Origin of the sequence: Streptomyces sp. NBC_01431 (assembly GCF_036231355.1) — a bacterium.
GTDB lineage: Bacteria > Actinomycetota > Actinomycetes > Streptomycetales > Streptomycetaceae > Streptomyces.
Genome location: NZ_CP109496.1, coordinates 4440714 through 4452168, shown reverse-complemented (window position 1 = coordinate 4452168; position 11455 = coordinate 4440714). Strand labels below are relative to the sequence as shown.

General features: G+C 71.8%; 12 protein-coding genes. 4 read left to right on the top strand and 8 right to left on the bottom strand.

The genetic code is table 11. The annotated features are described in order from the left end of the window. Window positions 1-25 precede the first annotated feature (25 nt). A complete protein-coding gene (locus OG522_RS20535; RefSeq protein ID WP_329464447.1) occupies window positions 26-787 on the top strand; it encodes a glycosyltransferase family 2 protein in 762 nt (253 codons plus the stop codon). Here OG522_RS20535 and OG522_RS20530 read toward each other — a convergent pair. Together OG522_RS20530 and OG522_RS20525 are read right to left on the bottom strand one after the other, a co-directional pair. Next, entirely contained in the window at window positions 784-1710 is a 927-nt protein-coding gene (locus tag OG522_RS20530; RefSeq protein WP_329464446.1) for an FkbM family methyltransferase, read from the bottom strand. The two genes, OG522_RS20535 and OG522_RS20530, sit on opposite strands and share 4 nt — an antisense overlap. Before the next feature lie 79 nt (window positions 1711-1789). Next, on the bottom strand, window positions 1790-3025 hold the full coding sequence (locus OG522_RS20525) for an amidohydrolase family protein (RefSeq protein ID WP_329464445.1): 1236 nt from the start codon (window positions 3023-3025) through the stop codon (window positions 1790-1792). A 326-nt stretch (window positions 3026-3351) separates the two neighbouring features. Between OG522_RS20525 and OG522_RS20520 the strand changes: the two genes are divergently transcribed. Both OG522_RS20520 and OG522_RS20515 read left to right on the top strand, forming a co-directional pair. Then, complete coding sequence (locus tag OG522_RS20520; RefSeq protein ID WP_329464444.1) at window positions 3352-3804, top strand: DoxX family protein; 453 nt, start codon at window positions 3352-3354, stop codon at window positions 3802-3804. A 95-nt stretch (window positions 3805-3899) separates the two neighbouring features. Next, the gene (locus tag OG522_RS20515) at window positions 3900-4499 is read left to right on the top strand and encodes a hypothetical protein (RefSeq protein ID WP_329464443.1); all 600 of its coding nucleotides are present in this window, start codon (window positions 3900-3902) and stop codon (window positions 4497-4499) included. A 149-nt stretch (window positions 4500-4648) separates the two neighbouring features. Here OG522_RS20515 and OG522_RS20510 read toward each other — a convergent pair whose 3' ends face one another. Next, window positions 4649-5179 (bottom strand): GNAT family N-acetyltransferase, encoded by a 531-nt coding sequence (locus OG522_RS20510; RefSeq protein WP_329464442.1) that lies wholly within the window; start codon window positions 5177-5179, stop codon window positions 4649-4651. A 458-nt stretch (window positions 5180-5637) separates the two neighbouring features. Here OG522_RS20510 and OG522_RS20505 point away from each other — a divergent pair, with 458 nt between their 5' ends. Continuing rightward, window positions 5638-6303, top strand: a complete 666-nt coding sequence (locus OG522_RS20505) for a helix-turn-helix transcriptional regulator (RefSeq protein WP_329464441.1) — start codon at window positions 5638-5640, stop codon at window positions 6301-6303. 62 nt (window positions 6304-6365) lie between these two features. On the opposite strand, the gene OG522_RS20500 is transcribed toward OG522_RS20505, so the two are convergent. From OG522_RS20500 to pcaH, 5 genes are all read right to left on the bottom strand, one after another. Then, window positions 6366-7748, bottom strand: a complete 1383-nt coding sequence (locus tag OG522_RS20500) for a 4-hydroxybenzoate 3-monooxygenase (protein ID WP_329464440.1) — start codon at window positions 7746-7748, stop codon at window positions 6366-6368. Window position 7749: 1 nt separating this feature from the next. Further along, window positions 7750-8913 (bottom strand): bifunctional 3-oxoadipate enol-lactonase/4-carboxymuconolactone decarboxylase PcaDC, encoded by a 1164-nt coding sequence (gene pcaDC, locus OG522_RS20495; protein WP_329464439.1) that lies wholly within the window; start codon window positions 8911-8913, stop codon window positions 7750-7752. Window positions 8914-9076: 163 nt separating this feature from the next. Further along, window positions 9077-10276, bottom strand: a complete 1200-nt coding sequence (pcaB, locus tag OG522_RS20490) for a 3-carboxy-cis,cis-muconate cycloisomerase (RefSeq protein ID WP_329464438.1) — start codon at window positions 10274-10276, stop codon at window positions 9077-9079. After that, window positions 10263-10823: a protocatechuate 3,4-dioxygenase subunit alpha gene (pcaG, locus tag OG522_RS20485; protein WP_329464437.1), complete on the bottom strand. Its 561-nt coding sequence runs from the start codon at window positions 10821-10823 to the stop codon at window positions 10263-10265. The genes pcaB and pcaG overlap by 14 nt, the downstream gene beginning before the upstream one ends. Beyond that, window positions 10823-11449: a protocatechuate 3,4-dioxygenase subunit beta gene (gene pcaH, locus OG522_RS20480; protein ID WP_329467658.1), complete on the bottom strand. Its 627-nt coding sequence runs from the start codon at window positions 11447-11449 to the stop codon at window positions 10823-10825. The genes pcaG and pcaH overlap by 1 nt, the downstream gene beginning before the upstream one ends. Window positions 11450-11455: the final 6 nt, after the last annotated feature.

The following is an 11455-nucleotide window of genomic DNA, read 5'->3' as shown; positions in this document are numbered from 1 at the left end:
ACTCCCCGGAAAGGTGGTGACCGCCGTGCCCCGGCGCATCATCGTCCTCACCGCCGTCCACGGCCCCTCGGCCCGGTATCTGCCCGAGGCGTACGAGTCGCTGCGCACCCAGGAGCTGCCCGACGGGTGGGAGTGGCACTGGCTGGTCCAGGAGGACGGCTTCACCGACGATGTCCAGCCATACGTCCCGCACGACCGCCGGGTGACCTTCCGGCAGGGCCGGCCAGGGGGCCCGGGAGTCGCCCGGACCATTGCACTCGCACAGGCCGACGGCGACTACGTGAAGGTCCTGGACGCCGACGACCAGCTCACCCCCGGCTGCCTGGCGCGCGACCTCGCCGCGCTCGAAGCGGACCCCGCCATCGGCTGGGCGACGTCCCGGGTGCTCGACTTCCTGCCCGACGGCTCCACGGTCGGCTTCGAGGGGGATCCGGCGGGCGGCCCGCTGGAGCGGGGCGAGGTGCTCGCCTACTGGAAGGCGCACGACTTCCGCGCCCCGGTGCACCCGGCCGCCCTCTTCGTCCGCCGCGACCTGCTCCTCGCGCTCGGCGGATGGATGGCTCTGCCCGCATCGGAGGACACCGGCCTGCTGCTCGCGCTGAACGCCGTCAGCCGCGGCTGGTTCACCGCGGAGCCCGGCCTCCTCTACCGCAAGTGGCCCGGCCAGGCGACCGGTCAGGCCGCCCACACCGACACCGCCGAGCGCGATGCCCGGATGGCCGTCGTGGAGGCGCGCGCCACGGCGCTGGCCGGGCTCGGGTGGCGGTACCCGGCGGGCACTGCCTAGGGAAGGGTCTCGGCGTCCGTCCGCGAGAACACCAGGTCGCTCTCGCCGGCCACCGCGGTACGCAGGCGGACGGGGACTTCGGGCGTCGTGGCGTGCAGGGCCGCCGGATAGCTCTGCGGGGCGTAGTCGTTCGCCATCCGGTACGCGTGGAACCCGTGGGCCCGCATGGTGGCGATCAACTCCTCCGCACGGTCGCCCAGTTGGGCCATTCGCACCGGGGTCACCTCGACCGTGATCTCCGCGTCGGGACGAAGCCGGTCGAGGACCGGAGCCAGGCCCCGCACGACGCTCCCTTCCGCGCCTTCGACGTCGATCTTGATGACGCGAGCGCGGGCGACCTCCGCGGCGCTCAGCACTTCGGCGAGCGGGCGGGCCTCGACCTCGAAGCTGGATTCCGCCGGGCCCTCGTACGGGACGATGCTGTTGGCGCCCATGTTGTGGGAGCTGGCGAGGGTGAACGTCAGCGTCCTGCGGGAATCGGCGACGGCCTCGTTCACGGCACGGATGTTGGTGCGCCGGTTCAGCGCGGCCTGGCGCACGAGCCGCCGGTGGAACACCGGCGATGCCTCGATGGCCACCACCTGGCCGCCGGCGCCCACCAGTTGGGACGCCAGAAGGGAGTAGTAGCCGATGTTCGCGCCCACGTCGATGAAGGCGTCACCCGGCCGCAGCCGCCCCCGGAGCCAGCGGGTCATGTGTGGTTCCCACACACCGAACAGGTAGAGGTAGCGCTGGATGATGTCCTGGGTGTCCACACCCATCCGCGCCCCGGAGCGAGTGCGCACGATCCGCCGCCGCGGCTGATCGCGGAGCCCTTGGTTGAGGTACCCGGCCGCCAGGGAGGCCTTGCCGATCGCGCCGGGGGCGTGGCGGACGTACCAGCGCCCGAGCGTCAGCAGTGCCTGTGACGTGTGGCTGTCCATCCGACCGCCTCCTAGAAGGATCACAGGGGAACCGTAGCGCCGGGAGGCGCGGGCCCCAGCGCTACCCCTGCCGTACAGGTCAGACGGCGGTCGGCCTCCGGTCGGCGTCGAAGGGCAGGTCCAGCATGCGGATGGCGTTGCCGCGGAGCAGCTTGTAGACCACGTCGTCGGACAGCCCAGCCACATGGTCGGCCGCCACCTGCTTCGTGTGCGGCCAGGTGGAGTCGACGTGCGGATAGTCCGTCTCGAAGGTGGCGTTGTCGACGCCCACCGTCTTGATCGCCTCGATGCCGTGCCGGTCCCGGAAGAAGCAGCAGAAGATCTGCCGGTAGTAGTACGTGGACGGCGGCTCGGGGACCAGGTCCTTCACGCCGCCCCAGGCGCGGTGCTCCTCCCACACGTCGTCGGCGCGCTCCAGGGCGTACGGGATCCAGCCCATCTGCCCTTCGCTGTAAGCGAGTTTGAGCCGCGGGAACTTCACCAGGACTCCGCTGAACAGGAAGTCCATCATCGAGGCCATCGCGTTGTTGAAGCTCAGTGCGGCCTGGACGGCGGGCGGCGCGTCGGGGGAGGCGGCGGGCATCTGCGAGCTGCTGCCGATGTGCATGTTGACGACGGTGCCGGTTTCCTCGCACGCCGCGAAGAACGGGTCCCAGTAGCCGGAGTGGATGGACGGCAGCCCGAGGTAGGTGGGGATCTCGGAGAAGGTCACCGCGCGCACCCCGCGGGCGGCGTTGCGCCTGATCTCCGCCACCGCAAACTCGACGTCCCACAAAGGGATCAGGCACAGCGGGATCAGCCGTCCGCCGCTGTCGCCGCACCACTCCTCCACCATCCAGTCGTTGTACGCCCGGACGCAGGCCAGTCCCACCTCCTTGTCCTTGGCCTCGGCGAAGGTCTGGCCGCAGAACCGGGGGAAGGTCGGAAAGCAGAGGGAGGCCTCGACGTGGTTGAGGTCCATGTCCGCCAGCCGCGCCTTGGGGTCCCAGCAACCGCGCCGCATCTGCTCGCGGGTGATGCCGTCGAGGGTCATCTCGTCGCGCGAGAAGCCGACCGCGGCGATGATGCGCTTGTACGGGAAGAGCTCGCCCTCGTACCGCCACCAGTCGGTCTGCTGTCCGGCCGGGTCCGTGGTGAACCGGTACTTCCCGCCGATGTACTGGAGGTCGCCGATGCCCGCCGTGAAGGGCTGCGGGCCCTGCTCCCGGTATTTGGCCGGAAGCCACGTCCTGAAGAGGTGCGCAGGCTCGATCACGTGGTCGTCCACGCTGATCACCTTCGGGATGTCCTGCGAGCCGTCCTGACTGTCGAGCACGTCGTTGCCCCCTGCCGCTGGCCGTTTCATCAACTCATATCTGACGGTCCATCAGATTGAGCGTATGGGCAAGAACCCGGCCCGACAAGTGGAGTCGTTCGGCGGTCAGTCGCACGCACCCCTTGATAGATCTCCCCGTTTCCGCTGAACTGACGGCCCATCAGGTCGAGTGCCACGCGTGCCGAGTGCGGCTGCTCCGAGTACGGCTGCTCCGAGTACGGATTTCGGGTACGGCGGCTTCGCGTGCGGCAGATTCGCGCGTGCGGCAGCTTGGCGTACGGCTGCTTCGCGTGCGGCGGCTTCGAGTACGGCTGTGGAGGCGTGTCATGCAGACGCTTGGGCTCGGCGGGGCCGAGTGGTTCGCGGTCCTGAGGATCGGTCTCGGCCTGTGGTGGCTGGAGAGCTGGCGCCACAAGGACAAGTCGACGTGGTTCGACGGCGGCGGGATCGCCTGGGCCGCGGGCATCGCGGACAAGCACCGGTGGCCGTTCGTGAAGCACGGCTTCGACCGGCTGGTGAAGCCGCGCCTGCGGCTGCACGCCTACCTCGTCGCTTATGCCGAACTGGCCCTCGGCCTCGGCCTGATCGCGGGCTTCTTGACGCCGGTCGCCCTGGTCGGAGGGCTGCTGCTGAACCTGACGTACTTCGTGCTGATGATCCACGACTGGGCCGAACAGGGGCAGAACCTCATGATGGCGCTGATCTCGGTGGCCGGGTTCTTCGCCATGTGCTGGCAGGCCTGGTCGCTCGACCATGTGCTTGGTCTGTTCCAGAAGTAGGGGGACGAGTGCTTGGTCTGTTCCAGACGTAGACGTACGGGTGCTTGGCCTGTTCGTTCCAGAAAATAGGCGTACGGGGAGACGAGGAGAGGGCGATGAGCGAACGCGACGACGAGCAGAGCGCGGCTCCGGCCGAGGGGCGCGAGGACCACCGGGATGCGGCGGAGCCAGCCACGGACGAGCACTTCAGGGCGGGTCACGCCGCCCGCGCCCGTAGTGCGGCCGCCCGCGCCGCGGCGGTCAGCCACTACGTGGAGCAGCACACCCCGGCCGACCGGAGCAGCGACGAGGAGAAGAACACCGCCTGGAAGGCCGCCCACGCCGCGCGTACGGCTGCTCAGGCGATTGCCGTGCTCGCCGAAAGGCCGCCCGACGCCGCCGCGGACTCCCGCTGCGCCAGGAACGCCGCCGCCTCCGCCGCGCAGGCCTCGCAGATGGGCCTGGCCCACGACGGTGACGGCGAACTCGCCGTCACCGCCTCGCGCGCCGCGAACACGGCGTCCCGGGCCGCGGGAGAGGCAGCCGCGGCCGGCGCCCTCGGAAGGGACCCCGCCCTGAACTCCGCGGCGGACGCGGCCGAAGCGGCAGCCGTCCTGGCCGCCGAGGCGGCGGGCTGGCTACAGCCCGGACAGCAGGCCCCCGAAGTGGTGACAGGGATACGGAGCGCCGACCTGATGGCGATGATGCACCTGTGAGGTGACGGGGGCGCGGTTTGGGCGGGCCCGGATTGGGCGGGTGCGGTTTGGGGGGGTGCGGTTTGGGCGGGTGCGGTTTGGGCGGGTGCGGTTTGGGCGGGTGCGGGCTGGCCCGGTTTGGGCCGGTTCGGGTCCGCCGCGGGCCCGGCTCAGCTTGGGTGGCGGCTGGTCCAGGCCTCCAGGCCGGCGGGGGTGGGGCGGGTGGTCCTGGTCCAGCCCCAGGAGGCGTACGCCGCCGCGGCCGCCGTGTTGGCCGGGTCGATCAGGGTGGTGATCAGGTCGGCGTCTACGCGTTCCAGGAGACGTTGGCGCAGCCGGGTGGCTATGGCGGCACGGCGGTGCGCGGGCAGCACCATCAGCTCGGCGAGCGCGAACACCCGGTCGCCGGAGGCGAGTTCCTCGTCGCCGTCGGTCACCGCACCGCGGAAGCCGTGCCACCACTCGCCCTCACGGCCCGGGGGGTAGCCGTAGGCGCAGCCCACCATGGACGGGTCGCTCGCGATGATCATGTCGAATCCGGGGCGCTGAACGTCCTCGGCGAAGCGACGCAGGAACCCCTCCCGGCCGCGGGGATCCGCACCGGACACACCCTCGTACGCCGCGACGTACAGGTCCGCCACCGACTCCCGCTGCTGCTCGGCCTGCCAACGCGACAGTCGCCGCAAGAACACCTCTGTCATCGCAACAGCGTGGCAGGTCAGAGCGGTTGACGGAACAGGCGGACGGGATCACGTAGCCCGGAAACTCACGTGCGAGGCGATCACCCGCGATGCACCGCATCCGCCTGCGCGACCCGAGCGGGGGTAATCGGCGGGTACGGACCCTATCCCCCGCACGGGCCCGAACCCGGCGATCACACCGGACGGCACCCTTCCTCTGCGCGAGTCCGATCGCGGTGACCGCACCGGACAGCGCTCTCCCCCGCCCGAGACCGAACCCATCGATCGCCCGGAACGGCGCCCTTTCCCCATGCGAGTCCGATCGCGGTGATCGTCCCAAGGTGGCTTGCGCCTCGCGCGGCCTCGGACCGGCGGTCGTCCAAGGTCGTCCTGTCGGCCGGGCCCAGCGTTCAAGGCCGGCTTGTCGCCGGGCGGGCCTTGCGTTGACCTGCGCCGAGCGGCATCGCAGACTTCGCCTCATGACCGACGACCAGATCGTGACGCTCCGCGGCGAGCGGGAGCTCATCGACCGGGCCGGGCATCTGTTCGCGGGGGCACGGCGGGAGTTCCTGGTCGCCGCCGCCGACCCGATGACCTGGTCGGCCGGGGTGCGCACTGCCTTCTCCGCCGGGCTGCGGCCCACCACCGAGCCCGGCGGGCTCAGGATGCGCAAGCTCTACACCCCCCACGCCCTCCCCGACGCACGGGCCGAGCGGCGCCTCGCCAAGATGGCCGCGGGCGGGGCGCACATACGCATCTGCGCCGCGCCGCTCACGCAGGAGACCATCGTGCTCGACCGGCGGATAGCGATCCTCGCCGGAACTCCGGCCGATGGGACACGTACGTACACGGTGATCCGAACGCCTGACATCGTCGCCGGGGTCCGATCGCTGATCCGCGCGGCCTGGGCGGCGTCGCCCGATCTCGCGGACCATCTGCGCAGGCCGCCCGTGGAACTGGGCGCGGAGGCCCGGCAGATCCTGCGGATGCTCGGCGCCGGGCACACCGACGAATCGGCAGCGCGGCGGCTCGGCATGTCGTTGCGGACGTACCGCAGGAGGGTCGCCGAGCTGATGGAAGCGCTGGGGGCGACCTCCCGGTTCCAGGCGGGAGTACTGGCCGGGGAGTTGGAAGCCCGCAGGTAAGAGGCGGCCCGTCCCCGCGTGGGGGTATGGGCGAGCGGACCTGCGGCGGGTGTCGGGTGTGGTCAGGGCTTGATCGGGAGGCCTGTGTAGTTCTCGGCGAGTTCGGCGGCCGCGTGTCGCGATTGGCTGATGCGGTCCAACTGGGCAAGCTGGAGCCGGGTTTCGAAGGGGGACTGCGCCGGGTCGGCGTGCAGGAGCCCGGTCATGGAGTACGAGAAGTGCTCGGCGCGCCAGACCCGGCGCAGGCAGGTCTCGGAGTACGCGTCGAGCCGTTCCGTCGAACCGGTCACCTGCCACTGGACCAGCGCCCGGGAGAGGGTGACGACATCGGCGACCGCGAGGTTCAACCCCTTCGCGCCGGTCGGCGGAACGATGTGCGCGGCATCACCCGCCAGCAGCAGCCGCCCGTACCGCATCGGCTCGGTCACCCAACTCCGCATCGGCAGAACGGACTTGGCGACAACGGGGCCCCGTTCCAGTTTCCAGCCATGGTCGGCGTCGGTCGCGAGGCGGGCGTCCAACTCCTCCCAGACGCGTGCGTCGGACCACTCGGCGGGGTCGGTGCCGTTGGGCACCTGGAGGTAGAGGCGACTGACGGCGGGCGAGCGCATGCTTGCGAGGGCGAAGCCGCGCGGGGAGTGCGCGTAGATCAACTCGTCGTACACGGGCGGTGCTTCGGCGAGGATGCCGAGCCAGGAGTACGGGTAGGTGCGCTCGTACGTCGTACGGACGGCGGCGGGGACCGCGTTGCGGGCGACCCCGTGGAAGCCGTCGCAGCCGACGATGTACTCGCACGTGAGGGTGGCGGGGTGGCCTTGGTGGCGGTAGTGGACGGTGGGGGTGGGAGCGGAGGTCTGATGTGCGTCCTTCAAGCCTCTCCCGCCTCCCTCGCCTGCCCCCGCCCCTTCGACCCCTTCCACTCCTTCGACTTCCGCTTCGAACAACAGCGTTGCGCCACCGGCCAGTTGTTGAGCTATGAGGTCCTTCACGACCTCCGTCTGGGCGTACACCATCACGCGGCGGCCGCCGGTGAGGGAGGGGAAGTCGATGCGGTGGGAGCGGCGGTCGAAGCGGAGCTCGATGCCGTCGTGGGGCATGCCCTCGCGGTCCATGCGCTCGGCCGCACCGGCGGCTCTCAGGACGTCGACCGTCGTCTGTTCGAGGATGCCCGCGCGCTGGCGCTGCTCGACGTAGGCGCGGTCGCGGCGTTCCAGGACCACGCAGTCGATCCCGGCGTTGTCGAGCAGCCGGGCCAGGAGGAGCCCGGCGGGGCCGGCACCGATGATGGCGACGGTGGTGTGATGGGTGGTGTGACGGCCGTGGTTCGTTGAACCGGTGGGGCTCGCTGAACCGGCTGGACTGGACGGGCTGGCTTGACTGGCCGAGCCGTTCGGGCTGGTCGAGCCGGTCGGGCTGGCCGAACCGTTCGGGCTGGTTGCGTGCATGTCAGTGGTCCGCCTCTTCTCGTTCGTCGTCGTCCTGGTACGTGCTGATCACCTGTTCCGCGATCGCGAACGCCGAGTTGGCGGCGGGGACGGAGCAGTACACGGCGCACTGGAGCAGTACTTCGGCTATCTCGTCGGGGCTCAGGCCATTGCGCAGCGCTCCCCGCACGTGCAGGGCGAGCTCGTCCTTGTGGCCGCCCGCGACGAGGGCGGTCAGCGTGACGGCGCTGCGGGTGCGCCGGTCCAGGGTGTCCCGGCCCCAGATCTCGCCCCAGGCGTACCGGGTGATGAAGTCCTGGAAGCGCGCGGTGAAGGGCGTGGTGCGGGCGAGGGCTCGGTCCACGTGGGCGTCGCCGAGTACGGCACGCCGGGCGCCCTCGCCTCGGGACGCGACGGACCCGGGGTGGTCGCGGATGAGGTGACCGAGCAGGGCGTCGCGTACGGCTTCGGGCTGCTCCACGTTGGCGAGGTGGGCGGCGCGGGGGAGTTCCACGAGCTGGGCGTCCGGTATGCCGTCGGCGAGTTCGCGGGCGTGCGGGGGCGGGGTGGCGAGGTCGTCGCGGCCCGCCACGACCAGGGTGGGAGCGGCGATGCGGGGCAGGTCGGCGCGCAGGTCGAGCCCGGCGAGGATGTCGCAGCAGGCGGCGTACGCGGCCGGGTCCACGCGGCGGTGGCCGTTGAGGAGGTGCGGCGGGGCGGGGAATCGGGGGGTGAACCAGCGTCCGGGTGCGGTGTCCGCGAGGTGCCCAACTCCTCTGGAACGTACGCTCTTTGCCCGCTCGCGCCAGGGTTCTGGCGGGCCGAAGTGGGCGGAGGAGCAGATGAGGGCGAGGGATGCGACGCGCTCGGGGTGGTGCGCGGCGAGCCAGGCTCCGACGGCTCCGCCGAGGGAGATACCGGCGTAGGCGGCGGTGTCGACGCGGAGGGTGTCGAGAAGCTCCAGGACGAGGGCGCCGAGAGTGGCGAGGGTGGGAGCAGGGGCCGGGAGGAGGTCGGATGCCGGGGAGCCGCCGTGACCGGGCAGGTCCCAGCGGATGACGTTGAAGTGACGGGAGAGGGGGGTGAGTTGAGGCTCCCAGACGTCGAGGGTGGTGCCCAGGGAGGGGCCGAGGAGGAGGGTGGGGGCGGTGGATGCGGAGGCGGCGGTCAGGTGATGGTGCAGCACGGGTTTCCTTTGAGCGCAGGGACACTTCCTCCCCGCGCCTGTTCGGCGGCGTGGAGTGGTTCGGGCACGGACGGGCCGGGGCACGGCATGAACATGAGCCGGCGCGCGTCGGACACCGCCCAGCGGGCCGGCGCACAGCACCACCCAAGCCCACAGCACCCCCTCACCCCAGGGTTCTCCCCAGCGCCCGATCCACCAGCGCCTGCGCCGCGCCCACCGGCGCACCGGGGTCGCCCAGTTCGCCCCGTTCCAGGTTTCGCCGCATGCGGTCCGGGGAGACCCGCAGCGCCGCGCACAGTTGCGATGCCGCCCGCGCCGCGCCCCCGCACAGGCGCAGGGCCTCGCGCAGCGGGGACCATTCCGCGTGCCACGCCCCGGGTGGGCGTTCGTCCTCCGCCGCCAGTGAGGCGTACAGCACCGACGTCAGCGCCGGTACCTGCCGGGCCGCCGAGGCGATCAGGACGGAGCGCACCGGATTGCTTTTGTGCGGCATCGCGGAGGAGATCCCGCCCACGCGCTCCGCCACTTCCCCCACCTCCGTGCGGGACAGCACCAGCACATCCGCGGCCACCTTCCCCAGCGCCCCCGCGCAGAACGCCAGCGCTCCACCCAGATCCGCCACCGGTGTGCGCAGGACGTGCCACGGCAGCGCAGGGGCGGCCAGTCCCAGTTCCGCGGCGAACACCTCGACCAGGACCGGGCCCTCCAGCCCGGCCAGCTCGAACGCCGCCAACGTGCCTGCCGCGCCGCCCAGTTGGGCGGGCAGCGTGCTCCTGACCCGTACGACACGTTCGTGCGCGTCCACCACCAGCGACCGCCAGCCCGCCGCCTTCAGGCCGAACGTCGTCGCCACGGCGTGCTGGGTCAGGGTGCGGGCCGCCATCGGCGTGGCGCGGTGCCGGTCGGCGAGGACCGCGAGGGACCCGGCCGTCGCCGCCAGGTCCGTGGCGATCAGATCGAGGGTGCGGGCGGCGACCAGCATCAGCGCCGTGTCCAGGATGTCCTGGCTGGTCGCACCCCGGTGGACGAACTCCTCGTCCCCCGGGGACAGTTCGGACACGGCCCGCCTCAGGTCGGCCACCAGCGGGATCACCGGATTGCCGCCCGCCCCGGCCCGCAGGGCCAGTGCCCGCGCGTCGAACGCCTCCGGGCAGGCGGCCTTCGCCACCGCCGACGCGGCCCGCTCCGGCGCCGCCCCGAGCGTCGCCTGCGCCCGGGTCAGCGCCGCCTCGGCCGCCAGCATCGCCCGCAGCACCGCACTGTCACCCGTCGCCGCCTCCCCCGGGCTCCCCGCGCTCACCGGCGCCAGAAGTCCGACGTCCCCCGAGTCCTGGACGCTCCGGGCGCCGTCACGCGAAGTCAAGGAAGACCGTCTCCTTCTCCCCCTGCAAGTGGATGTCGAAGCGGAAGACCGGGCTTCGGTCACCTTCCCGTCGCGCGAGCAGCGTCTCTGCCCGCGCCCCCGCCAGCGCCTTCAACTGGCCGTCCCCGCCGAGCCCTTCGACGTACGCCCGCGTGAAGAGGTGGCGCGTCAGGCCGCGGGCGAACAGGCAGACCGCGAGGTAGGGCGCGGCCGGCGGCGGCGGGAGGGTGCGCAGCGACCAGTGGCCGTCCGCACCCGTCGGTACCCGGCCGAATCCCGTGAAGTCGAGGCCTTCGCGGCCGAGGAAGGCGCCGGTGGCCGCGTCCCGGCGCCACGAGCCGGCCCGGCCCGCCGCCGAACCGTCGGGCGCCGCCTGCCAGAACTCCAGGAGCGCGTCCGGCACCGGTTCGCCGTTCCCGTCGTACACGTACCCGTGCACCGTGATCGCCTCCGGGTGTCCGGTGGGCGCCATGTCACCGCCGCCGGGGAAGGGCAGGGCGTAACCGTAGAAGGGGCCGACGGTCTGCGAAGGGGTGGCCTCGGGCATCACGCGGCCACCTCCGGGTCGGGCAGGGTGGCGGCCGGGCCGTCGAGCACGATGTCCCATCGGTAGCCCAACGACCAGTCCTGTACGGACAGTTGTGGGTCGTACGCCGCCACCAGACGGTCCCGGGCCGCCTGGTCGGTGACCGCGTGCAGGATCGGGTCGTACGCCAGCAACGGGTCGCCCGGGAAGTACATCTGGGTGACCAGGCGCTGGGTGAAGGCCGTACCGAAGAGCGAGAAGTGGAGGTGGGCCGGGCGCCACGCGTTCTCGTGGTTGCCCCAGGGGTACGCGCCCGGCTTGACCGTGGTGAACGCGTACCTGCCCTCGGCGTCCGTCAGGCAGCGGCCCGCCCCGGTGAAGTGCGGGTCGAGCGGGGCGGAGTGCTGGTCGCGCCGGTGGGCGTAGCGACCGGACGCGTTCGCCTGCCAGATCTCGACCAGTTGGTGGCGGACCGGGCGTCCGGCGCGGTCGACCACCCGGCCCGACACGGTGATTCGCTCACCGTGCGGCTCGCCCGCGTGCTGGCGGGTCAGGTCCGCGTCGAGCGCGGTGACCTCGGTGACGCCGAAGACCGGACCGTACAGCTCGACCGCCTCCGGATCTCCGCCGACGGCTGTCGGGGCCATCAGCGG